This is a genomic window from Bacteroides sp. Marseille-P3684, from assembly GCF_900291465.1.
Lineage (GTDB): Bacteria > Bacteroidota > Bacteroidia > Bacteroidales > Bacteroidaceae > Phocaeicola_A.
In genome coordinates this window covers 396,367-420,870 of the sequence record NZ_LT985808.1, presented here as the reverse complement: position 1 = coordinate 420,870, position 24,504 = coordinate 396,367, and the positions used below count along the sequence as shown (strand labels likewise).

Annotated in this window: 18 protein-coding genes, 3 tRNA genes and 2 pseudogenes; 13 read left to right on the top strand and 10 right to left on the bottom strand. The window is 48.4% G+C overall.

Going from position 1 to position 24,504, the window contains the following annotated elements; translation table 11 throughout:
* Position 1: 1 nt before the first annotated feature.
* The gene (locus tag C8275_RS01730; RefSeq protein ID WP_369861202.1) at positions 2-1,441 is read right to left on the bottom strand and encodes a pectinesterase family protein; all 1,440 of its coding nucleotides are present in this window, start codon (positions 1,439-1,441) and stop codon (positions 2-4) included.
* A gap of 295 nt (positions 1,442-1,736) precedes the next feature.
* Between C8275_RS01730 and C8275_RS01725 the strand changes: the two genes are divergently transcribed.
* Positions 1,737-2,558, top strand: a complete 822-nt coding sequence (locus C8275_RS01725) for an MBL fold metallo-hydrolase (protein WP_106483835.1) — start codon at positions 1,737-1,739, stop codon at positions 2,556-2,558.
* An 874-nt stretch (positions 2,559-3,432) separates the two neighbouring features.
* Here the strand turns inward: C8275_RS01725 and C8275_RS01720 are convergent.
* A pseudogene (locus C8275_RS01720) lies at positions 3,433-3,654 on the bottom strand (ORF6N domain-containing protein); the annotation flags it as partial.
* Positions 3,655-3,847: 193 nt separating this feature from the next.
* Here C8275_RS01720 and C8275_RS01715 point away from each other — a divergent pair.
* The 10 genes from C8275_RS01715 (at position 3,848) to C8275_RS01665 (ending at position 14,943) form a co-directional block, all read left to right on the top strand.
* Positions 3,848-4,894: a sensor histidine kinase gene (locus C8275_RS01715; RefSeq protein WP_157948124.1), complete on the top strand. Its 1,047-nt coding sequence runs from the start codon at positions 3,848-3,850 to the stop codon at positions 4,892-4,894.
* Positions 4,875-5,621: a LytTR family DNA-binding domain-containing protein gene (locus C8275_RS01710; RefSeq protein WP_199881838.1), complete on the top strand. Its 747-nt coding sequence runs from the start codon at positions 4,875-4,877 to the stop codon at positions 5,619-5,621. The genes C8275_RS01715 and C8275_RS01710 overlap by 20 nt, the downstream gene beginning before the upstream one ends.
* 149 nt (positions 5,622-5,770) lie before the next feature.
* On the top strand, positions 5,771-6,400 hold the full coding sequence (locus tag C8275_RS01705; protein ID WP_106483832.1) for a hypothetical protein: 630 nt from the start codon (positions 5,771-5,773) through the stop codon (positions 6,398-6,400).
* 88 nt (positions 6,401-6,488) lie between these two features.
* The gene (locus tag C8275_RS01700) at positions 6,489-7,091 is read left to right on the top strand and encodes a hypothetical protein (RefSeq protein ID WP_106483831.1); all 603 of its coding nucleotides are present in this window, start codon (positions 6,489-6,491) and stop codon (positions 7,089-7,091) included.
* Positions 7,092-7,288: 197 nt separating this feature from the next.
* Positions 7,289-7,933: a hypothetical protein gene (locus C8275_RS01695; RefSeq protein WP_157948123.1), complete on the top strand. Its 645-nt coding sequence runs from the start codon at positions 7,289-7,291 to the stop codon at positions 7,931-7,933.
* Between the two features lie 151 nt (positions 7,934-8,084).
* The gene (locus C8275_RS01690; RefSeq protein ID WP_106483829.1) at positions 8,085-10,271 is read left to right on the top strand and encodes an alpha-L-fucosidase; all 2,187 of its coding nucleotides are present in this window, start codon (positions 8,085-8,087) and stop codon (positions 10,269-10,271) included.
* Positions 10,272-10,829: 558 nt separating this feature from the next.
* Positions 10,830-11,207 carry a hypothetical protein gene (locus C8275_RS01680; RefSeq protein ID WP_234395682.1) on the top strand — a complete coding sequence of 126 codons (378 nt, stop codon included), beginning with the start codon at positions 10,830-10,832 and terminating at the stop codon, positions 11,205-11,207.
* A gap of 165 nt (positions 11,208-11,372) precedes the next feature.
* Positions 11,373-13,328: a penicillin acylase family protein gene (locus C8275_RS01675; protein ID WP_106483827.1), complete on the top strand. Its 1,956-nt coding sequence runs from the start codon at positions 11,373-11,375 to the stop codon at positions 13,326-13,328.
* The gene (locus C8275_RS01670) at positions 13,325-14,233 is read left to right on the top strand and encodes a dimethylarginine dimethylaminohydrolase family protein (RefSeq protein ID WP_106483826.1); all 909 of its coding nucleotides are present in this window, start codon (positions 13,325-13,327) and stop codon (positions 14,231-14,233) included. The genes C8275_RS01675 and C8275_RS01670 overlap by 4 nt, the downstream gene beginning before the upstream one ends.
* The gene (locus tag C8275_RS01665) at positions 14,233-14,943 is read left to right on the top strand and encodes a phosphatidylserine decarboxylase (RefSeq protein WP_106483825.1); all 711 of its coding nucleotides are present in this window, start codon (positions 14,233-14,235) and stop codon (positions 14,941-14,943) included. The genes C8275_RS01670 and C8275_RS01665 overlap by 1 nt, the downstream gene beginning before the upstream one ends.
* 1,352 nt (positions 14,944-16,295) lie before the next feature.
* Here C8275_RS01665 and C8275_RS01655 read toward each other — a convergent pair.
* The 3 genes and pseudogenes from C8275_RS01655 to C8275_RS01645 form a co-directional block, all read right to left on the bottom strand.
* Positions 16,296-17,248, bottom strand: a pseudogene (locus C8275_RS01655) (transposase).
* A gap of 16 nt (positions 17,249-17,264) precedes the next feature.
* Positions 17,265-17,633, bottom strand: a complete 369-nt coding sequence (locus tag C8275_RS01650; RefSeq protein WP_106483823.1) for a transposase — start codon at positions 17,631-17,633, stop codon at positions 17,265-17,267.
* 150 nt (positions 17,634-17,783) lie between these two features.
* A tRNA-Leu gene (locus C8275_RS01645) sits at positions 17,784-17,867 on the bottom strand.
* A gap of 253 nt (positions 17,868-18,120) precedes the next feature.
* Between C8275_RS01645 and C8275_RS01640 the strand changes: the two genes are divergently transcribed.
* The gene (locus C8275_RS01640) at positions 18,121-19,230 is read left to right on the top strand and encodes a mannose-1-phosphate guanylyltransferase (protein WP_106483822.1); all 1,110 of its coding nucleotides are present in this window, start codon (positions 18,121-18,123) and stop codon (positions 19,228-19,230) included.
* Positions 19,231-19,327: 97 nt separating this feature from the next.
* Here the strand turns inward: C8275_RS01640 and C8275_RS01635 are convergent, their stop codons facing one another.
* From C8275_RS01635 to C8275_RS01625, 3 genes are all read right to left on the bottom strand, one after another.
* Positions 19,328-19,735: an HIT family protein gene (locus C8275_RS01635; protein WP_022383924.1), complete on the bottom strand. Its 408-nt coding sequence runs from the start codon at positions 19,733-19,735 to the stop codon at positions 19,328-19,330.
* A gap of 100 nt (positions 19,736-19,835) precedes the next feature.
* Positions 19,836-20,300: a transcription elongation factor GreA gene (gene greA, locus C8275_RS01630; protein WP_022383925.1), complete on the bottom strand. Its 465-nt coding sequence runs from the start codon at positions 20,298-20,300 to the stop codon at positions 19,836-19,838.
* A 248-nt stretch (positions 20,301-20,548) separates the two neighbouring features.
* Positions 20,549-21,700, bottom strand: coding sequence for a TlpA disulfide reductase family protein (locus tag C8275_RS01625; protein WP_106483821.1), 1,152 nt, complete (start codon positions 21,698-21,700; stop codon positions 20,549-20,551).
* A 290-nt stretch (positions 21,701-21,990) separates the two neighbouring features.
* On the opposite strand from C8275_RS01625, the gene pnp reads away from it, so the two are divergent.
* Positions 21,991-24,171, top strand: a complete 2,181-nt coding sequence (gene pnp / locus C8275_RS01620) for a polyribonucleotide nucleotidyltransferase (RefSeq protein ID WP_106483820.1) — start codon at positions 21,991-21,993, stop codon at positions 24,169-24,171.
* 151 nt (positions 24,172-24,322) lie between these two features.
* On the opposite strand, the gene C8275_RS01615 is transcribed toward pnp, so the two are convergent.
* Together C8275_RS01615 and C8275_RS01610 are read right to left on the bottom strand one after the other, a co-directional pair.
* A tRNA-Asn gene (locus tag C8275_RS01615) sits at positions 24,323-24,396 on the bottom strand.
* A 12-nt stretch (positions 24,397-24,408) separates the two neighbouring features.
* Positions 24,409-24,485: transfer RNA gene (locus tag C8275_RS01610), tRNA-Asn, on the bottom strand.
* Positions 24,486-24,504 lie beyond the last annotated feature (19 nt).

Below are 24,504 nucleotides of genomic sequence, written 5' to 3'. Positions count from 1 at the left end.
GTCAATTCCTGGTCGGCGTCCATCCGTCCAGCACGTAGGCGGGTGTGCGGTAGTTCTTGATGAGCTCGGCATCCTTCACGGCATCCAGCTGACGCGAGTAGCGGTGGCGGCGTGAGGTATCCACCGGACGTCCGGTCTCCAGGTCGCGTGTGTTGTACTCCAGCATGCGTGCCGTCGGTTCACCGATGGACGACCAGCCCTCCGGACGGATGTTCTTCACCCGGCAGTCGATGAGCACTACCTCGGCATCCGGGTAGGCAGTGCCGTGGTTGGACTTGGTGCGGCCATAGTCCGCCAGACGTCCGTTGTTCGTCGAGAACGTGCACTCCACGAAGATGTCGCCGTGATGTCCCTTGGTGTTGCGCACCCAAGTGAAGGGTCCGCCATCGTTGCGGAAGTTGCTGCGGTAGGCGAAGAGGCTGCCCCGTCCGAGGATGGTGTCGCCTCCGCCGTCCAGTTCGCATTCTTCCATATAGATGGTCCCGTTCGCCTGCAAGGCGTCGCCCGAGCCGATGATGTGCACGCGGCGCAAGGCGATGCGCTCACCGTTGATGAGCAGTCCTTCCGCCTGTCCGTGCAGGTCCGTGGCGATGGTGATGTCCTCCACCTCGATGTCGCGGCAGTTGTCCAGTGCGAAGGCTGCACGCCGGGAGGGGAAGGTGCCCGGCCATTCGTTGGTCTTCACGGTGAGCGGGTGGGGATTGAACACCTCGTTGTTGGCATAATGCACGCGGGTGCAGTCCATGCCCGACCCTTTGATTTTGACGTGCGACTTGTTGCGCACGTATACCAGTTCCTCGTAGTCACCCGGACGCACGAGGATGACTGTCGTCCGTTCGGCAAAGTCGGGCAGGTAGTCGAGTGCGCCCTGCACGGTGTTGAAGTCTCCCCGTCCCGTGGCATCGACCACAAGCGTATCGGTCTGTGTCGGCGCTTCCGCCTTGGTGGTGAAGGTCCATCCGTCGATGCCCCGGAAGCTGCCGTCGGCGAGTGTCAGCACGCCCGGGTCAATCTCCACGCGGTAGGTCTGTCCGTACTCCAGCATGTTGTTGTGCAGGTAGATGGTTGCCACCGAGTCGCGTACGATGATGGGGTAGAAGTGGAATGCGTCGGTAAATCCGCCGATGATGTTCAGCTGATAGTCGGGCGGCGTCGGTTCGGCTGTCCCCGACGGAGTGCCGGGACGTGTGTCGCGGTTGGTGGGCATGGTGGTGCGCGTGTAGTCGTAGGGCACCTTCGTGTAGTCACACTCCGGTCCGTAGGTGCGCGGTTCCGTCGGTCCGGCAGGGATGCTCAGGTCCAGACTGTCTACCGGTTCTCCCGTACGGGCGTTGAAGACACGTATCATTCCCGAGTCGCCCACTGCGGGAGTGTCGTGGAAGGTCAGTACCAGGTGCGTGTCGGGGTTGACTCCGGTCGCACCGTCGGCGGGGAACAGCATCCCGCCGGTCTCTTTGTCCGTGCTGCAGGAACCCAGGATCAAGGCTCCCGCCAGCGTCAGCATGCAAGGTGTTTTCATAGCTATTATGTTTGTTGTTGTTTCGCCACGTGCTGCAGACGGGGCGAGCGTACGATAGAAAATTTCCAGATAAAAGGCGGACGTAACGCTCCTACAAAGGAAACGTTTTTGCGGCAGAATGTGGCACGCGTGCGGAAGAATTTCGCTTCCGTCGGCAACTTTTTTGGACCATTCTGCCCGGGAAGTGTACCTTTGTACCCAAAAAAGCAGACAGACTATGTGCACACCGACCGACAATCAACTCATCATGCTGGGGACAGGCTATGCCACAGCCACCCGTTGCTATAACACCTGTTTTGTGTTGCGGACAGCCGAAGGGCTTTTGCTGGTGGACGGGGGAGGAGGCAACGGCATCCTTTCGCAGCTGGAAAAAGCCGGACTCGCCTTGTCCGACATTCACGACATGTTCATCACCCATGCCCATACGGACCACATCCTGGGTGCCGTCTGGATGGTCCGCATGGTGGCACAGCGCATGAAGAGCGGCACGTATGCCGGTACGTTCACCCTCTACAGTCACGCCCGTGCACTCGGAGTGCTGGAACAGATTTGCTGGCTGACACTCCCTGCCAAGCTCCAGGCATTCATCGGGTCTGCCATCCTTTTCCACGAACTGGAGGACCGGGACCGTTTCCGTGCAGCAGGCATCGACCTGCAGTGTTTTGACATCCGGTCAGCCAAGGAGAAACAGTTCGGTTTCTGTGCCTGGCTTCCCGGCGGCATCCGTCTGGCCTGTCTGGGTGACGAGCCGTTCAATGCTGCCAACCGCCCCTGTGTGGAGGGAGCCGACTGGCTGTTGTGCGAAGCCTTCTGCCTCTACCGCGACCGTGAAATCTTCAAGCCCTACGAGAAGCATCACAGTACGGCACTTGAAGCCGGTGAGCTTGCCGCCTCCCTGCACGTCCGCAATTTGTTGCTCTATCATACCGAGGACCGCCACCTCTCCACCCGCCGTGAGGACTACACCGGAGAGGCTGCACGCAACTTCCACGGACGCATCGTCGTCCCTGATGATCTGGAGGTGATTGCGGTGGAATAGGGAAAATTCTCTTTTGTCATTTTGTCAAAGTGTCAAACGAATCGCTCCACAGTGCCCTTGCTTGCACCAAAATACGGGGCGGTGAGTAAAACGGGGCTTCTCGGGCGATTCGCAAAATACATTTTGTCGCTGTTTGTATGGATGTGGTTTCGTGCTGCTGGATTGTCTGTCTGATGACTGACGGAATGAATGTATGCAGGAGAAGATGGTGCGTCTTGTGATAGTTGTAAAATGGTTGCCCTTCCGCTTCTTTTAGAGAGCAGATGTCAGAATTTATTCTTTGAGTTTCTCTTTTCTTTACATCGAATGATGAAACAATATTGTTTCACCCGCCAAACAATATTGTTTGACGAGCCAAACACAAGTGTTTGACATGCGAAACAATATTGTTTCGCGCATGAAAAACAGCTGTTTTGTGTTTATAAATGCAAAATATGCGGGTGAAATAGGCGATTTGTGTTAATCGGGTTTAGCATTTACTCGCTGGAAGGGTCCATTTCTCAAAAGTACGCGTTAGCTGAAAATACTGTTTTGAGAAATTGTGTCAGCAGATTGGGGGATTTTTATAGCAATGTGTCGGGATGTGAAATGTCGAATAGATAGATGCTCATCCTCATGCCGGGCGTAAAGAATTTGCTGCCAGTATAAATAAAAAAGTGGACAGTAGTGACTTGGAAGTATGCATAACCCCGTCTCAAATTTAGATTTTCCCGGGTTCGTGTCGAAAACCGTTATAAATGATCGTTTTCGGTTTGAATTCACCTCAGTGTCAATTCTGGGTTTTGAATAAGTTGATTTATAATTGGATGATATATTTCGCCATCCGTGACCGCTGTAATCGTTGTTACCTTATTGCCGCCATCTTTCGAGGATGAAGTTGCAAATACTCCCTTTGCCCCAACAAAGGCTGATTGTCCACAATGTAGTCTTTCATTTGTTTGAAGATGCGAATTAAGGCTTTACTTTGCTTGGTGGCCAAATCTCCTTTTAGAACCGTCATTAGCATGTATATACCCTGTTCCGTGAAAGCGTAGGGATTGTATCGGCGTCCTCCCCAACTTGAGGTGGAATTTTTGCACCTCAAGATTTCACACTCTCAAGAAACAGATATCTTTGACAACGCTACTAAAAAGCGTTACGGCATTATATAGGAGTATTTCGCTCCCGACGTTCCCTCTTTATTCTTCCTCCCCATCATTCCCCGACTCACATATTATGCTTATATTTGCCGTGTTAGTTTCATATCTCTTGCCGTGGTAACCATACAACCGACCATACAACGACCGTTTGTGAAGAAGTGGCTGCGCGTGTCGCTCCTTCTGTGGATGTTCTACGAGGTCATGTGGATGCTCTTTGACAGCACTGCCGACAGACCCGTCATCCTCCCTTCCGCGATTGAATATCTCACCGACTTCGCCGTTTGTGCGACGCAGACCTTCTTCTGCTTCCTCCTCATCCGTTTTGAAATCCACCACCGGATACTCTTTGCAAGTCGCAGGATGACGCTGTCCCTGCTGCTCTCCATCCTCTTCCTGCTCAACATGGCGGTCGCCGTCCCCATCACCTGGGTGGAGATTGGGGTGTACGGATTGATGGACAGTGAGAAATGGAGCCTGCGCGACCATCTGCTCAACGACATGGTGCTCTCCATGGTGTCGACCCTGCTGCTGGCACTCCAGCTGGTGATACGCTACGTCCGCGAGCTCAAGATAGCCACCGCCCGGAGGGAACGGCAACAGCAGGTGGAAGCCGAGACACGGATGCTCGCCCTGCAGAGTCAGACCGACCCGCACTTCCTGTTCAACAGCCTCAACATCGCCATCGGGCTGGTAGGGACGGAACCGGAGAAGGCAGAGGCCTTCCTGGCAGACCTTGCCGGCATCTACCGCCACATCCTCCAGCGTCCGGACCGCTACTGCGTGACCATCCGGGAGGAACTGGAGAACCTGGACCGCTACATGGCTCTGATTGCGATACGTTTCGGACCGTCCGTCCGTCTGCAGACCGACGCGGAGGTAATGGAGGGTGAGACGCTGATCGTGCGCGGCGTGCTGCAGCTGCTGGTGGAGAATGCCGTCAAGCACAACCGGCGGTCGGACGCACAGCCCCTGCACATCCGCATCCGCAGGGAGGATGACTTCTATGTGGTGGAGAACGACTACCGCCCGATGGCGGACGGGCATCTGCCGTCGGCAGGCATCGGACAACAGAACGTCCGCGAACGTTACCGGGTGCTCGGGGCAGACCGGGTGGAGACCCGGACGGACGGCGGAAAATACATCGTGAGAATACCTATCCTATACCCAACCCATGCCTATGAAGATACTGATCATTGAAGACGAGCTTTACAACTTCCGGCGACTCTCCAAGCTGCTCCGTCGGCAGGAGGAGACGGCGGACATCGAGGGACCGCTGACTTCCGTCTGTGAGGTCAGGGACTATTTTGCCGACCTCGGAGTGTTGCCCGACCTCATCATTGCCGACGTCCGGCTGAGCGACGGGACGGTGTTTGAAGCCTTTGACCGCAGCCGGGTGGTGGTGCCTGTCATCTTCACCACGGGGTATGACGAATATGCGCTCCGGGCATTCAGGTACAACAGCATCGACTACCTGCTCAAACCCGTCGAGGAGGCGGAGCTGAAGGCGGCGCTTGACAAGTTTCACAACCTGGCACATGTGTTGCCCGTCCCTCTGTCGGACTTCTCAGACCTGGGCGACCGGACACACCGCCACCGTGTCGTCTGTACGTACAAGGACCGTCAGGTGGTGGTCAGCACCGACGACATCTGCTACATCCGCATGGAGGCAAAATGCGTCAGGGTGTATACGCGTCAGCAGACGAACTATGAGACGGGGTTGAGCCTGGCAGAGCTGGAGGAGGAACTGGACCCGGTCACGTTCTTCCGTGCCAACAGACAGGACATCGTGCACCTATCCGCCGTCGACAGTCTGACGACGGACGCCACACGCAAGACGTTTGTCCACCTGACGTTCTATCCCAAGGTGGTGATTCCGGTCAGCAAGGAACGCTATGGCAGCCTGAAACGTTGGCTCGGGCGGTAGGACTGTCTGTGTGAAAGGTCCTTTTGCTTGCTGATGTCCGCTTCGATGCCAAATTTGTCCGCTTCGATTATTTATTTTTGCTATGCGTGTGAGGCTCTGTTATATTTGCGTCGATTAAAAAGAACGTAACTATTTAAGTAATCGCTACTATGAAAGTATCAAGACTTGGATGTGCGCTTGTGTGGGTTGCTATATCCTGCCTTTCGCTGACATCCTGTTCAGATGATGATCAAGATGAACCGGAAGAGCCCGTGTATCATCAAAGTTATGTACAGGGACAGGTGAATGGTGAAGAGGTCTTTATGAATGACTTGAATGCCAATATAATGATTGACAAGTCCATGTATGACTTCACGACCAATAGCCAAGGTAACATGACTACAGAGTTTGACTGGCAGGTAAAGTTGCTTGATTCTCAAGATTCGATTGTAACCCTGTATTTGCATATAGATAATCTGAGGAAGAATAATGAGCTGATATATTCTCTCAATGACAATAAAGATGGAATCGTGTCGTCAAGCACTTGCTATGTGGAAGTGAAGCATCTTAAAGACGGCAAGACTGACATGTATCATCTGACAGGCAAATCTCCAGTGCAGGTAGAGTGGAAGTCATTCAAGGTAAGCACGGATACGAAGGTGAAACGGCAAGATAATGTTGTCTTGACGTATAGAACAGTCGAATGGCCGGGAATTGAGGGAAGTCTGGACGGAATGCTCTTCAGAGACAATTATGAAGGAAGTCCTCTCACCCTGAAACTCCAGTTCAAGCTATATTAGTGGCGTGCTTCTATCTGACGTATGGTCGGGAAGCTCTGACTGAGTGTGATATTACTGAATTCGCTTATTTGATAATCAGACTGATATTATGAAATTATTAAGATTCGGATATGCACTTTTATGGATGGCTATCTCCCTCCTTATGATAGCATCCTGTTCAGACGATGATGAACCGAAAGTGACTGCATATCATCAAAGTTATGTAAAGGGGAAGGTCAATGATGAGAACATCGCCATGAATGACTTGAACTCTAGCATACTGAGCGAAAAGTCCATGTATGAATTTAGAAGTAATAGCCAAAGTGATATTCCTGTGGAGTTCGACTGGCAGGTAAAGCTGATGGAGACGAAGGATTCCATTGTAACCCTCCATTTGCACATCGATGATGTCGATAGGATCAATTGTGCCATTTACTCTCCCAATGATAAAGAGCTGATCAAGACTCCCAATACATGCTATGTTGCGGTGACTGACTTGAATAAACAAGTGACCAAGGTTTACCATCCGACCCATTCCTCTCCGGTTTTTGCCAAGTGGGAAACGTTTATGGTGACAGCTGATAGCGGGGTAGATATAGATTATGTCGGACACAGATGGCCGGGTATTGAAGGAAGGGTTAACGGTATACTGACATGCGATGATACCGTTCCCGGTATAATGAAAATAGACATTGATTTCAGATTGTATTAGCCCATTGGCTTGATGCAGGTAGTCCGATGTCCGCTTCGATGCCGAATTTGTCCGCTTCGATTATTTATTTTTGCTATGTATGTGAGGCTCTGTTATATTTGTGTCGAAATCGTCGGAAGGATGTGGCGCTTCATCAAAGATTGTACATTCTTAGCGGCAGTCAAATAGAACGTAAATTCATATTTAATAATGCTACTATGAAACTATCAAGATTCGGATATGCACTTGTATGGACTGCTATATCCTTCTTTTCGCTAACCTCCTGTTCAGATGATAATGAACCGGAAGAGCCCATCTATCATCAAAGTTATGTTAAGGGAAAGGTGAATGGTGAAGATGTGTTCATGAATGACGTAAATGAACATAGGCTTATCGACAAATCCATGTATGATTTCATCAGTAATGATCAGAGTGATACTCCTGCGAAGTTTGACTGGGAGGTAAAGCTGCTGGAAACGAAAGATTCCATCGTTACACTTTTTCTGCATATCGATGATGTCGAGCTGACCAACACTGTCATTTACTCTCCCGACGATAAGGGTAAGATTAAAACTTACAATACATGCTATGTTACGGTGGAAGACCTGAATAAGAAGGTGACCAAGGTTTACCATCCGACACAGCGATATCCGGTTTATGCCATGTGGAAGATGTTCACAGTGACAGAGGAAGCTAAACAAAAAGCACAGGTCCCGTGGGCAAACAACGGCCGCATGAAAGACATAGATGTCGAATATGTCGGACACAGATGGCCGGGTATTGAAGGAAATCTTAGAGGAACATTGACATACGATGATGCTCCCAACACAATGACAATAGATATTGACTTCAGATTGTATTAGCCCATCGGCTTGATACAGGCGAAAATGAGCGAGGAAGGTAGAAGATGACAACCTTTCTCGCTCATTTTCGTAAGGTCACGTTTTTTGGGAGTTGATTTGATTCTGCATGCGAGATAATAGTGTTACCTTTGGCACATATAAAACGAACAGGATGAGAAAAAAGATTCTAGTGGCATTCATGTTGCTGTCTGTCACTTTGTATGCTCAAAAGGAGAAAGATAGGGAGGTGTGTAACTCAATCCGGGTCGAGGCTACGGACACGGACGATGAGGTCATGGCCAAAGCTGCGCATGTCGTGCCCACAACCAATCAGTGGGAAGCTTTGAACAATGAATTCATTGCGTTCGTCCATTTCGGCCCGAATACGTTTACCCGGATGGAATGGGGAACGGGGAAGGAGAGTCCCGAGACCTTTGACCTGAAGGAGCTAGACACGGACCAGTGGTGTGAGGCAATGAAAGCGGCGGGCATGAAGATGGTCATTCTTACCGTGAAGCACCATGACGGGTTCGTGTTGTGGCAAAGCCGTTATACCAGTCATGGAATCATGGCTACCGGGTATCGGGACGGAAAGGGTGATGTGCTGAAGGAGCTGTCGGCTTCTTGCCGGAAATTCGGATTGAAGTTGGGCATATACTTGTCTCCGGCAGACCTTTTCCAGATAGAGAGCCCGGACGGACTGTATGGGAACGGGAGTACCCCGACCCTGCGTACAATCCCCAGAGAAGTACCCGGCCGACCTTTCAGGAATCAGACGCGGTTCAGGTTTGTGGTGGACGATTACAACGAGTATTTCCTGAATCAGCTGTTCGAGTTGCTTACGGAGTACGGTCCTGTGCATGAGGTCTGGTTTGATGGCGCTCACCCCAGGCGGAAAGGAGGGCAGAAATACAACTATAAGGCATGGCGTGAGCTGATTAGGACGTTGGCACCCGAAGCGACTATTTTCGGAAGGGAAGACGTGCGGTGGTGCGGCAATGAAGCCGGACGTACGCGTGAAAGCGAATGGAATGTGATCGGGGCATACGATGAGGACCCTGCATCCCAGGAAGAGTTCCGCGACTTGCACGGTGATTTGGGGACACGGCACGTGCTGCTGTCGAGAGAAAGACCTTACTATCTGCACTATCAGCCGGCGGAAGTCAACACATCGATTCGTGATGGGTGGTTCTACCGAGATGATGTCCATCAGCGTGTCAGGACGGCGGACGACGTGTTTGACATGTATGAGCGGGCGGTAGGAGGCAACTCGATTTTTCTGTTGAACATTCCGCCTAACCGCGAAGGCAGGTTTTCGTCAGCCGATGTCTCCGTGTTGAGGAAGGTCGGCAGCCGTATACGTGAGACGTATGGTCTGGATTTATTGCAGGGTGCAGACGGACCGGGAGAAGTGCTGGACGGGAATGAGGACACCGGTCTGTTGCTGGATGGGGCTGTGAAAGAATTTGTCATTACCGTTCCCGAACCGATAACACTGAACCGCCTCGTGTTGCAGGAGGCGGTGCGCACAGGCAGTGAACGGGTGGAACAGCATGCCCTTGACGCCTGGATGGACGGACAATGGAAAGAGATAGCTCGCGGCACCAATATCGGCTATAAACGCATCCTGCGCTTCCCTGAAGTGACGACCGGAAAGCTGCGAGTTAGGATTACCTCATCCAGGCTTTCTCCTGTAATCAGTCGTGTGTCGGCTCACTACTACCGTCAGCGTCTGCCGGAACTCCGGATGTGGAGAGAGGTGGACGGTGGGGTGCACATCGCCGGGGAGTTGCCCGAAGGCGTCCGGATTCATTACACGACGGACGGCAGTGTACCGGACTCCACATCGCCGGTCTATACGGGACCCGTATTTGTGGAAAATGCCCTGTTGAAGGCGGCAGCCTTTGAGGGTGAAGAGCGTGGTCCGGTCTGCGAGGAACGGTTCGGACTGCTCAAAAGGGGCTGGAAGGCATCGGCTTCCGTTCCCGAAGACGCGCAACATCCGCTAAAAGCAGCTTTCGATGAGCAACCGGCTACGTACTGGATGGTCGGGCAGGTCAGTCTCCCGGTAACGTTCTGCCTGGATTTGGGAAGACAGCGGCCTATCAGTGGTTTTGCCTATACTCCGCAGCAGGAGCACAAAGAGGGGATGATAACCGGCGGAACCGTTGAGGTCAGTTCGGACGGCAAGCAGTGGAGCAAGGCCGATGATTTCACGTTCGGCAATCTGGTGAACGACCCTACCCGGCGTTTCCATTACTTCAAGGAGAAAGTGGAAGGAAGGTATCTCAGGATTGTCATTACGTCCACAGAAGGAGGAAGCAGGACCCTGAGTATGGCTGAGCTGGATGTGTTTTAGAGCGATGCAAAATAGAATCTTCCAACCGAGGCGTTGTCGTATGCTGTCTAAACGTATGGGACACACACGCTTGGGAGAGAAAAGGTGTGTCAGATGCTTACAGACAGATTTCTTGTAGTAATGCTTGGAACAGCAGAAGTCTCCGAATGGAACAGGATATAAAAAACAATAACCCTGAAGTTTGCTTATTCAGCAGGGACAACAGGGTCTTACGCTTGCAAATATAGTCATTGTCTTTTATATTTGCAAGATAAATCTCGTTTTTAGACTGATATCAAATGGAATATGATGAATGTTTGCAGGTACTTTCTCCAGCAAGGCGCATGGTTTAAAGCAAACAGAAATCTACAAACAACTGACTGCCATCCGTGAATTTCGTAACCGAATAGCCCATCATGAACCGATCTGTTTCAACGCTTCACATGCCATAGATACAAAGTATGCCAAATATCATTATGAGTTAATACGAACCTATTATATGGGTTTATCAGCTATAAGATACAAGTCAACCTCAATCAGATTGCACGGCTGGCTAACATCCACGGCTTACCTTTTGTAATGGATGCCATTCGAGAATACATCAACCGGACCAACGAATATTTCAAGACTGGCACATGGCGTGAAATGGATTTGTCTGCTTACGAATCCGAGCAGAAACAGCGAGAGCAACTTGCTGCCAAAGTACGTGAGCTGCAAGAGAAGAATACGGAATTACAAAAAGCGGCTACCAACTATTACCTTTATACAGCCGAAGGTGAACGTCTTTTCTGTGAGCGGCATAATTGCCGGATTTATCCCGACAACCGAGGCATTTACTGGCATTTCAAGGTCGCAGACTATCCTGCTTATACACTTCCGACTGAAATCAGTCGGGCATATCTTAATCATAAGATTTCGATACGGGATGTGTATGTGTATTGGAGGAAGAATTACTAATAATATAGGTGAAATGTATAAGTCAATAGAAATGAAATGTTTAAAGCAATCGTCCCATACAAAATAATTTTGTAATTTTGCACTTGTTTATGGAATCCGTCATACGTTAGATTATATTAATATAAATTAAGGTATTCCATAGTTAAATGATAAAATCAGGAAATTATGGCAAAAATATATCGAGATGATTATGGAACACCGCATATAATGGCTAAAACAAGTTTTGATGCAGCCAAAGCTATAGCGTACGTTCATAGTGAAGATGATTTTCATACTCTACAATTGTGGTTTTTAGCCATAAAGTTTAAATCTGGACACTTCGATGATTGGGATGGCCCATATCTTGATTTTCTTTCATTCTTTTTCGATATCCAAGGTAAAACACTCGACTTGCTTCCAACTATTTCTGATGAATACAAGTCTCTTGCAGATTCATATTGTAGTGGAATAAACCAGTATGCCAAAGAACACGAAGAAAATGTCTTGGATCCTTCCATATTTCCTGTTAATTCTGTTGATCTGCTTCAGGTTCAGCATCTAATGGAGGTGATAGGCATTCAAATAGACAAACCGTATTCTTATTTAAATAAAAAACAAAGCCGTAGATTACCTCATAAAGAGGGATCAAATGCGATAGCAATAGGGGCGAACAAAAGCGCAAGCAAAAGTTCTTTAATTGCAGTCAGCCCACATCAAATGCTTGAGGGCATATTTTCTTATTATGAAGTTCATTTGAGCATAGAAGATAGTGAAAACATTGAGTACCACGGATTTATATTGCCATGTTCATTCTCAATATTTATGGGAACGAACTTTCAGATCGCATGGGGTTCAACAGCTAGCTATCCTGAAATGTATACCATCTATAAAATAGATGTTCAAAAGAGGTTCGGACGGGTAAAATCTTTTCTTTATGATGGGAAAGAAATCCTATTGAAAAGATGCACATATAAAAATTATATCAAATTATACGGTAAAATACCAATACCTATCATAAAGAACTTCTATGAATCCGAATTTGGTAATATAATTGAAATCAAAGGTACATTTTATCTCATTTTAATAGATATGCTAGGCAAACAGTTTGGTGCTGAGATGGTGCATAAGCTTAATGTGTGCAAATCGAATAGCGAAGCATTAAATCTTTTAAGACAATCTCGATATACCTATTTGGACCTTGTATGTATAGATAAGGACAATAATTTACTCTATGTTCATAACTCTCATGAGAAAGTTAGAGAGGATGAATCATTGCATTATAAAGATGTATTAGATGTCTGTCATTTGCGAGAAGAATTGTCTGCACAATACTATAAAGATAATCTTGTCGTAGAAAAGAATCCTGCTTGTGGATACATAGTCTCGGCTAATCAATCTCCCTTAAATGTAACAGACACTCATCGCCCTATAGGAAAGATTAAAGGATTAGTTTATCAACATGAGAATTCCCGATCCAATCGGATAAAGGATATTTTGAATGCTACAGAATTGTTCTCCATAGATGATTTGAAGTCGATTCTTTTCGATTACAAAATCTCTCTTCCTATAATCAGAAATGTTGATTTGTCTGCATTGTATCAACCTGAGTTAAACAGTTATAAGTCTATTGCTCCTCTCCTTGGTTTATTAAGGGATTGGGATGGCAATGCTTGCCCACAATCAGAAGCAGCAGCTATTTTTGCCTTATTTTTTTATAAGTATAAAGAAAAATATTATGTATGTTCCAAAAATCCAGACATTATAAAAATTGCTACAGTCCAAGAAATAGTGGATTGTTTGAGTTGGGTAAAGAAAAGATACTATAAAGGACAAAAATTAGAGAATATTCAATTTTTGAGAAGGGGCGAAGTCTCATTGCCTATAGGAGGAGTCCCAGACTCAATAAATACGGTTCGACCTTATTTTGAGAAAGGGAAATTATATGCAGAAGAAGCTAGTGCCTTTAGAATGATTGTTGATTTAAGAAATCGCATTTCTTTAACATGTCACCCATATGGGGCATCCAGTAACATGAAAAGCCCTAATTACACTAATCAAATGAGAATGTTCATTGAAGGAGGATATAAAAGACTGAAAACAATTGATTACTACCAAAACAACTATAACTTTTACGAACTATGATTAAAGATATTAACATGCCATTGTTCCTTATGAACATACCAACTTGTTATTCAACAAATGTTAGAAATAATATTTGGATGGAAGAGTACACAGCGAAAGACATTGTTGTTAACAAAGAAAAAGCTATTAGAGAGATATGGGAAGTATACTCATTCCTTTCAAGTCAGGGTTTTGTTTATCTTCTGCCCACACCTTACGATTGCAGACTACAAGATTTGGTTTTTGTTGCAAATAACGGAATAGTGCTTGAACATCTTGAGGAGGAAACCTACATTGCTTCGAATTTCAGAGTGCCCAATAGGCGTGGAGAAGAGATAGTTGCAAGCAAGTTCTTTGAACAAATGGGATTTAAGGTTATCCCTTGCCCTTATTTGTTTGAAGGTGAAGCGGAGTTGAAATATCTCAGGGACAATATCTACATTGGAGGATATGGAATAAGGTCTGAAAAGGAAAGCTATGACTGGATGGCTTCTGAGTTCGACATGAATATTATTCCGCTTGAATTGACAGATCCATATAACTATCATCTAGACTGTACTATTTTCCCTCTCACCAGGGAGAGTATAATTGTAGCTACGGAAGCCTTTACAAAGCAAGAAATCAAGCAACTAGAAAATGTAGCCGAGTTGATACCTATTTCAATAGAACAAGCCCATACCGGGCTGTGCAATAGCGTTAGAGTCAATAATTACATTTTGAATGCTTCCGACATAGATTTTTTATCAAAACGGTCTGAAGATTACCGTCTGGAGAAATCCAAGAATATTAGGCTTGAAGATATTGCAGGTCAAAATGGCATGGAGGTATGTTACTTTAATATGGAAGAATACTTGAAAGGTGGAGGACTTCTTTCGTGTACTGTGCTTCACATAAATCACCACTCATTTACTAAAGAATTATTATAATGTCACAATCTGTAAGAAGTTGGTTGCGCGATCAAAAACGCTTAACCAAGGGTATGTCAATAAAGGATTTGTCTTCAACGTATTGTTTTCGTGATCCTCTTCGTCCAATTAAGAGCAATCATGATATTGTCTTTTGCCCATCTGATGGTGTAATTGTTGACTTTACAACTGTTACTTCATCACAGGACTGTATATTTGGGAAATATGGTAACATTTCTTTGAAGGAAATATCCTATGGAATGATACCAGAAGGGACATATGACGTCGTGTCAATATTTTTAACATTTTACGATGTCCATATTATAAGAATGCCTATAAATGGTGTTGCCAAAAGGCTGAAGCTTCCACCTTTTTTTGTAGAGAATCGCCCTATGTTAAGTCTGGAGAAAGATATAATGAATAATAAATTTTCGTCAATTAGAAAGGAACTCATCTCATGTTTTGCGTATAATGAGAGAGTATTATATTCAATAAACGATCCTTCAAAGGATGGAAATATGTTTATGGTATTAACAGCTGACTATGACATTGATACGATATTACCATTTACTTCTCAAATTCAGGCATTAAAGCAAAATCAAAGACTGGCATCAATCAGGTATGGTAGTATGGTTACATGCGTTGTCCCTAAACAGTGGAATTGCAAGTTCGTTTGTAAAGAAAATATACACATTGAAGCCGGTATAGATGCTTTATTTATGTATGAATGATAAATACACCTCAAAATCAATATGTTTTTATACCTTTCCAATAATCCTCAGCGAATTGTTGGAGGAGGTTATAATCTTGTCCGACTCAATACTGCTTTCTTTCAAAGATCCGTTGTATTTGTCGACTGTAGGAGTAATTGATTCCATATTTTTATTATTTTTGGCTATCGGAGACTCAATGAATGATTCGTTTCAGAATTTCTATTCTCGTCATTCCGGTAGCATTTCTCGTTGCAAGTGTATATTTTCACATTCTTTACTCTTGTTTATTGGAGTTGGTTTAATATTAGCTGCGTTATGCTTACTGATTCCTTTATCCAATGATATTTGGAAAGGTGCGCATTTCTCTACTATAGTTTCTGTAGTTCCTTACTTGGCCATTCTTGTAGTTTTATCATTTATATCCCTGTCATTAAATAGTTTGTTGTTAGGATGGGGATTCACAAAATTCCTTGGTTGCATATCGCTAATTTCGATTTTGATAAATATAATATTAGGCTATTGTTTGCTTTATGTCTATGACATCGGATTAAATCCTTGTGTACTTGTAATCATTACATCTTCTCTGTCTGAATTATTAAGAATCGTTTTTATGTCATTGAAGATATGTCGTATGTACAATCAAAATAATGATAATGACTTAGATTGTCGACACCAATCACTTATCTTGAAGATATTAGTCTATTCGTCTGTTTATCCTTGCTTGAGTGCTGTATGTTTCCATCTCGGGTCTTTAGCATTATATACATATTGTTTGTGCTATTTTTTGGATAAAGAAACTGCATTGTTTACATTATTTATGTCTTACTGGGGGATATTACAAGTTCCCAGCCAAGGATTCTCTGAAACCTCAATCAATTTCTTCTCAAACATCTACTCAGAGAAACTGTTTAATATTTATAATTGCATAAAAAAAAGATTCTTATCTCTTTCCTTACTGACCAGTATACCTCTGATTTTCGTTATTCTTATGTTAGATATTTATCTTTATGGGCTAGATATCCATAGATTGTTTGTGTTTGCGATATTAATAAGCATAGTAGGATTTCATGCTTTTGCCGAGATAACAGAAACGTCATTATTAGTCAGGCTAAAAATAAATTCTTTCGTTCTCTCAAAAATGCTATACGCCATAATTCTTATATTGGGCATTTTGTTTATGACAATAACAAATAATATTGGAATAATAGGCATATTCATATGCTTCTTATTCGCACAGTTATTCAATTGTGCATATTTGCATATTATAGATCTTCGAATTTGGGGTAACAGATATAAAAACAAACAAATAACCTAATTGTACTTAAGGCATGGTATTAAGGAACAGTTCGCATTGTTGGGGATTTAACAAATTAGGCATATAATTTCGCTACCCTGTAAAGGAAGAACTTGATGTCTCCCACTCCTCTGAACGTAGCCCTAAACGTTTTGAGTTTGGCATTGAAGGACTCTGCATTGGCGTTCGTGTGCCTTTCGATGAAGAAGTTCAGGATCCTTTCATAATGCGTCTTAAAGGAATTGATGACTGTGTTGAATTGGGGGTATTCCCATTCCTCCACCCTGTTAAACCAAAGTGCCATCTTTACCCTGGCCACATCCTTATCATAGCTCGTCGAGTATATTTGTCCCAACTGTAGGGAGAGATAATAGAATTGCTTGAGGTCATCGTATTGGCTAAAAAGGATTTCCGCCCTTTTCTTTGCGTTTCGGTCCAATGTGTCGGGGACTTGAAAAGCAGATACCTGCTTCGCAACAACAACTGGCGGCGCGTATCGCCGTTTTCAAAGACTTCCGGCACGAATTTCTCCCCTTTTGCCTTGGCCTCTTTCCGCAGCTTGTTTTCCTCCTCTATGGCCTGCCAACGGTACTGTACCCTTACATCCTGTAGCGCGTCGTACATGAGCTTCTGTACATGGAAGCGGTCTATGACCTGCGTGGCGTTAGGGAAACAGCGCAAGGCGATGCTGTGCATGTTATCTGCCATGTCCAACGTGACGGTCCTGACTTTCAGCCGTTCTTCCAAAGGTATCATTTCGAGGCACGCTTCAACATCTTCCGACTTTGTGCCCCTGACCATGGCTATGACGGTGCCTTTACGACCATGCCCGTCTTTGTTACAGACATTCGTGTAAAGCTCGCCACCAGTCAGGCTGGTCTCATCAAGGGATATATGCTCTCCGGTGTTTTCAGGGAAAAGGATGTAGTCCTCAGCGTGTCCGTATTGCTCCCATTTGAGGAAGCCGCTCAGATGGTTCTTATAATAATCCGTTAACACGGAAGGCTTCAGGCGGCAGAAATCGGCCACGCTCTTGATGCTCACCTCATGGTTTTCCAAGTATTCCTTTTAAAAAAGCACTGAACTCGGCGGTGATTCGGGTGCCTGAAGCTACCAGCTGCCAGTCACGGCTATAGGTCTTGCCCGTACGCTTGTCTTCCCAGCGTCGGCGACGGAGCTTCAGATAGACCGTATGGTCACGGGCGGGGAAATCCGTCACTACTATTTCAGGATAGAAGCCTTTGGAAACTAACGGGAGGGAAGAATATTCTTCCGGTATCGCCGGAAGTTCATCTAAACATATGATATAATAAGAACCCATGTCGGAGAAGTCGACAATCTCAAAATAGTCCAATATGCCTTTAGGCAGGAATAAGGACAAAACAGATTTATAATTAACTGAATTGCGTTTCATAACACAAAGATATGACTTTTACGCTTTTGTTAAATCCCCAAGTTTAAAATCTGTGCCTATATTAAGTGTAAGTGGGAACAAAACGGGAACAATGGAGGCAAAACAAAATCGGCTAAGCATTAATATTCAATTACTTAGCCGATTTACTCGTACCCAGACCCGGGGTCGAACCGGGATGGATTTTACTCCACTGGTGTTTGAGACCAGCGCGTCTACCGATTCCGCCATCTGGGCATCGTTTTTCAAATGCGTTGCAAAGGTAGTGCTAATTTTCAATTCTGCAAACATTGCAGGCTGTTTTTTGTAAAAAAGATGAAGAAAAGGCATGCTGGAGAGCTGTTTTGCAACATCGGTGATAGGAGGGCTGCCTCCTGCTGTTTATTAAAATTAAGGAGAGTCTTAATGATGTTTTGCAGAAATACTTTGTCAGGAGATGTGAATCGGCCTATCTTTGTTCACAGACTTTGAATCTTAAAAATTGAGAGCTATGACGGAGGAACTCAACAACAACTATTGTGTGATTATGGCCGGTGGCATCGGTAGCCGTTTCTGGCCGAGAAGCAACAAAAAACTCCCCAAGCAATTCCTCGATATCCTCGGGACGGGGCGCACCCTCCTACAGACGACCTACGAAAGGTTCGTCCGCTTTATTCCAAAAGATCATATATTTGTGGTGACCAATGCCGACTATCGCGACCTGGTGATGGAGCAGTTGCCCGGAATCACCGCTGCCAACGTGCTTTGTGAACCGACTTATCGCAACACGGCGCCTGCCGTGACGTGGGCTGCATGCCACCTGCGTGCACTCAATCCCGACGCCTGCATGGTGGTCACCCCGACGGACCAGTGCATCCTGGATGAGGAGCGTTTTGCCGAGGCCATCGGACGGGGACTGGACTATGTGGCGCATGCCGATCGTCTGCTCACCGTAGGCATCCATGCCGAGCGGCCTGACACGAACTTCGGTTATATCCAGGTCGACGAACGCCTGGCACGGGACATCTACCGGGTGAAGAGCTTCACCGAGAAGCCGGAGATGGAATTCGCCCGCTTCTTTGTCGAGAGTGGTGAGTTCTATTGGAACTCCGGCCTGTTCCTGTGGAATGCCAATGCCTTCCTGCGTACGATGCTGCGGATTGTGCCCGACCCCGACCTTGTGCCGGAAGTTGCCGAACTGATTGACGGAAAACTGCCTGCCGAAGCTTTTCTTGCCAATGAGCAGCCGTACGTCAACCGGTTCTATGCCACGCTGCCCAACATGTCGCTGGAATACGGTGTCCTGGAGCGTTCGGAATGCGTGGATGTGCTCATCGGCGATTTCGGATGGCGCGACATCGGCAGCTGGTCGACACTCTACGAGATGGTGCCCAAGGACCACGAACAGAATGTGGTGCTCGACACGCGTGCGCTGCTCTACGACTGTCGCGACAACCTCGTTTCAGTCCCCGACGGGCATGTGGTCGTGCTCAAGGACCTGGAGGGATACATGGTCGTCGAGGAACATGGGGTGCTCATCATCTGCCGGCGCGACGATGCGGCTGCCATCCGTCAGTTCCGCAACGATGTGCAGGTGAAGATGGGGGAGGAGTACCTCTGACGGGGGAGCGTCTGCCTGACGCCTGACAAGAAACACAAACGGGGCGATGTCTGCGTGACACCGCCCCGTCTGCATGTTATGTGGATGAGGAAGAAGGTTACTTGTCTGCCGCCTCCCACTCGTGGCGGATGGCGTCGGCAATGGCTGTGAACTCGTCGGGAGTGAACGTCAGTTTCGGGTTGGAGAAGAGCATGTCCGTCTCCTTCTGCATGGGGATAAGGTGGATGTGTGCATGCGGCACTTCCAGTCCGATGACCGCCTCGCCCACCTTGCGGCAGGGGAAGGCGCGTTGGATGGCGAGCGCCACCTGTCTGGCAAAAAGGTGGATGCCTGCCAGCTCGTCGTCTGTCAGGTCGAAAATGTAGTCCACTTCACGTTTGGGGATGACCAGCGTGTGGCCCTTCACCAGCGGATTGATGTCCAGGAAGGCATAGAAGCGGTCGTTCTCTGCCACTTTGTAGCTCGGTATCTCGCCGGCTACAATCTTGCTGAAGATGCTTGCCATAAATCTCTTGTGTTTTAAGGTTTGTATTGCGTGTTCATCTGGGCGGAAACGAAGAAAGCCGCCCGGCAGGCAAGTGCCCACCGTGACGGCTTTCTGTGTCCTAGAATGAAATGTTGAGTATTTCCAGACTGATTTTCCCTTGCGGAATGGTGATTTCGGCGACGTCGCCCACCTTCTTGCCGAGCAGTCCCTGTGCAATCGGGGTGTTGACCGAGATTTTGCCTTCCTTCAGGTTGGCTTCGCTCTCTGACACGATGGTGTATGCCATCTTCATGCCGTTCTTCACGTTCTTGAGTTCGACGCGGCTCAGGATTTGCACCGAGTCGGTCTTCAGCTTCGACGTGTCGATGATTTTGGCGTCGCTGATGATGGCTTTCAGCTGGTTGATTTTCATCTCCAGCAAGCCCTGTGCCTCCTTGGCTGCATCATATTCGGCGTTCTCCGAGAGGTCGCCTTTGTCGCGTGCTTCGGCGATGGCCGCCGAGATTTTCGGACGCTGGACGGTCTCCAGCTCTTTCAATTCTGCTACGAGGTTCTTGTAGCCTTCTTCTGACATGTAAGCCATTTCTGATTCCTCCTATTTTTAAGTTTGTATTGAATAAGCGGGCAAAATAAAAAAGAATCCCGGCATTGTGCATGCCGGAACTCTTCATTGTATCCATAGTTTCGTAAATGACGTTGGCAAAGGTAAGCTTTTATTTGATACGTGGCAAGCCTGCAAGTATGCTATGTAACATATTTTGTCCGATTGGCAACCGACGGGTAACAACGATGTGACAGAGCATGGGGCTGCAATGGCTGTCGTGCGGCGGCTCAATTGCCCAGCTGCTTTCTGATTTCCGCCTCCAGGTCTTTCACGTTTTCCTGACGCGCGCTCAGCTCGTTGGCGCGGTTGACGAGGTAGTAGGTAGGCAGACGTCCGACGTTGTAGAGCTGGAGGTAGGTGGAGTAGGCGCCGCGCGGGTCGCGTACGCAAATCCACGGCAGGTTGTCGGCTGCCGTCTTCCAGTAATGTTCGTTCTCGTCGAGCGACACCTGAAAGATTTCGAAGCCGCTGCCTTTGTACTTGTCATAGAGCTCGCGAAGCATCATGTTGCGTGCCGGCGACTCCTCGTTGCCGTAGATGGTGAAGTCGAGCATGACCACCTTCCCCTTGAGGTCGGTCAGGCGGCGCTCGTGTCCGTTCTGATCCTTGAGGGCGATGTCGATGACTCCTGCTTCATTGATTTTGTCTGACGGAAGTGCGATTTCCTTCCGTCGGGGCGCACGTGTCGAGCGCATGCCCCGCAGTGCCAGGTTGCGCAGGTTGGTCGTGCGGATGGAGTGAGGGTAGAGCTGTTCGAAGCTGGTTGCCACGGCACCGAAGCAGCGCACGTCGTCGGCATTGCCCAGCGGGTCAAGGATGAGCGTATTGTTCACCCGCTGGAAGAGGGCAAAGTAGGCATAGAGCGTGTTGGGCGCGCTGAAGATGTAGTTGGCTTTCACGTCGTTCTTATACCGTGTCACCATTGTCTCGATGCTGTCCTGTATCTGGTACGGGGCCAGCGTACGTCCGCTGTAGAGACGGTCGATGTCTGCCTGGAGCTTGATTTGCTTCACGGCAAGTTCCTTGATTTTCCGGTTTGTCTCGCCCTCGATGGTGTATCCCGTGGGCATGTCCTTCAGATCGGCTTCCACGCGGATGGTCTCGGTGGAGTCTACGGCAAGGTTGATGATGTTCCCTTCCACGCGCAGGCGGTAAAACTCAGGATACTGCGGCCGGCGTCCCTTGAGGGTGAACGTCCCCTGCTTGCCCAGCTCCACGGAGTCGATGGGCGTGATGGAGGAGATGCCCGCCTCCTCCAGGTAGAGCGTCTTGTCGTCGGCTCCCGTGATTTGTCCCGTTATGGTGAAGTGCGGCTCCTGTTCGCAGGCGGACAGAACGGCCAGCAGACAGAGCAATGGAAGAATGCTTTTGTTTTTCATATCTTTAAGTAATTTGCCGCTGCAAATATATAACACATAATTAGAATAATGCGTATCTTTGCGGCAATTTATAAACTCCCTTCTTTCCGTCGGTTGTCGGCGGACGGGCATTCGCCGATGGGCGGAGGCTTTTCCTCACGTTTTGCTGCCGACGCGTCGGCACCGTCGTACGGACTGGTCACCACGCTCGTACAGACAAGCCGTTACTGTGGTACAGGCCTGTCGGTGACGGACTCTGTTCGGAGGAGGAGCTTCATGAGACGACTTACATACAGATTTAAAAACGTTATATGATTAACCCAATTGTTAAGACTATCGAGCTGCCTGATGGAAGAACCATCACGCTCGAAACGGGAAAGCTTGCAAAGCAGGCCGACGGTGCGGTAATGCTCCGCATGGGAAATACGATGTTGTTGGCGACTGTTTGTGCAGCAAAGGATGCAGTTCCCGGTACAGATTTCATGCCTCTTCAGGTAGAGTACAAAGAGAAGTATTCGGCATTCGGCCGTTTCCCCGGAGGCTTCACCCGCCGCGAGGGAAAGGCTTCCGACTATGAGATTCTCACCTGTCGTCTGGTGGACCGCGCCTTGCGCCCCCTCTTCCCCGACAACTACCACGCTGAGGTATACGTGAACATCATACTCTTCTCGGCAGACGGTGTGGACATGCCCGACGCTTTGGCTGGTCTGGCTGCCTCTGCAGCGCTTGCCGTTTCGGATATACCGTTCGGAGGCCCCATTTCCGAAGTCCGCGTGGCTCGCATCGACGGGCAGTTTGTAATCGACCCCACTTTCCAGCAACTTGAGAATGCCGACATGGACATCATGGTGGCTGCCACCTACGACAACATCATGATGGTCGAAGGCGAGATGAAGGAAGTCTCGGAAGCAGACCTGCTCGAGGCCATGCGTGTGGCTCACGAGGCCATCAAGAGCCACTGTAAGGCACAGATGGAGCTGATGGAGGAAGTCGGCACGACCGTGAAGCGCGAATATTGCCACGAAGAGAACGACGAAGACCTCCGCAAGGCGGTGCACGATGCCTGCTACGAAAAGGCTTATGCCGTGGCTGCCAGTGGCAATGCCAACAAGCATGCCCGCCAGGACGCCTTCGATGCCATCTGCGAAGAGTTCAAGGCACAATACACCGAGGAAGAGCTTGAAGAGAAGGCTTCCCTCATCGACCGCTACTACCACGACGTGGAGAAAGAGGCCATGCGCCGCTGCATCCTCGATGAAGGCAAGCGTCTCGACGGACGTAAGACCAACGAGATCCGCCCCATCTGGTGCGAAGTCAGCCCGCTGCCCGGTCCTCACGGTTCGTCCATCTTTACCCGTGGTGAGACTCAGTCGCTGAGCACCGTCACCCTGGGTACCAAGTCCGATGAGAAAATCATCGACGATGTGCTCAATCAGGGCCGCGAGCGTTTCCTGCTCCACTATAATTTCCCTCCCTTCTCTACCGGTGAAGCCAAGGCTCAGCGTGGCGTCGGCCGTCGTGAAATCGGTCACGGTCACCTGGCATGGCGTGCGCTCAAGAGCATGATTCCCCAAGACTATCCTTACTGCATCCGTGTGGTATCCGACATCCTCGAATCGAACGGTTCGTCGTCAATGGCAACGGTATGTGCCGGAACACTGGCGCTGATGGATGCGGGTGTGCCCATCAAGAAGCCCGTGTCGGGTATTGCCATGGGACTTATCAAGAACCCCGGCGAAGACAAGTATGCCGTCCTCTCCGACATCCTTGGTGATGAGGACCACTTGGGCGACATGGACTTCAAGGTGACGGGAACACGGGATGGTATCACTGCCACGCAGATGGATATCAAGGTCGACGGCCTCTCGTTCGACATCCTGGAACGTGCGCTCAACCAGGCTAAGGAAGGCCGCATGTACATCCTCGACAAACTGACCGACTGCATCGCCGAGCCGCGTCCCGACTTGAAGCCGCATGCTCCGCGCATCGAGACCATGATTATCCCGAAAGAGTTCATCGGTGCTGTCATTGGCCCGGGCGGAAAGATTATCCAGGGCATGCAGGAGGAGACCGGAGCCACCATCAACATCGACGAGGTCGACGGTGTGGGCCGCATCGAGATTGCAGGTACCAACAAGGCTTGCATCGACAGTGCGTTGGCAAAAATCAAGGCCATCGTGGCAATCCCCGAGGTGGGCGAAGTCTACAAGGGCAAGGTACGCTCCATCATGCCTTATGGTGCATTTGTCGAGTTCCTCCCCGGCAAGGACGGCTTGCTCCACATCTCCGAGATGGATTGGCGTCGCCTGGACACCGTGGAAGAGACGGGCTTGAAAGAGGGTGACGAAATCGACGTGAAGTTGCTTGACATCGACCAGAAGACGGGCAAATTCAAGCTCTCGCACAAGGTGCTCATGCCGAAGCCCGAAGGATACGCCGAGCGTCCGGTACGTCCGCGTCCCGAACGTCGTCCGCGTCGCGAAGACAGATAAGGTCCATACCTATATATAAAGGAAGGGAGCATGCTCCTGCCGATGAGGCGGAGGGTGCTCCCTTTGCTGTATCCGTATGCCAGCTCCGGACTTCGGCATCCGGCAGAACGGATGGAAAACAAAAAAGGCCTGCATCATGCAGACCTTTTTGCGCTTCAAGATGGGCTTGAACCAACGACCCCCTGATTAACAGTCAGGTGCTCTAACCAACTGAGCTATTGAAGCAATTTATTTATGTGGCGCTTCAGGATGGGCTTGAACCAACGACCCCCTGATTAACAGTCAGGTGCTCTAACCAACTGAGCTACTGAAGCAGGCTTTTCTTTCGAATTG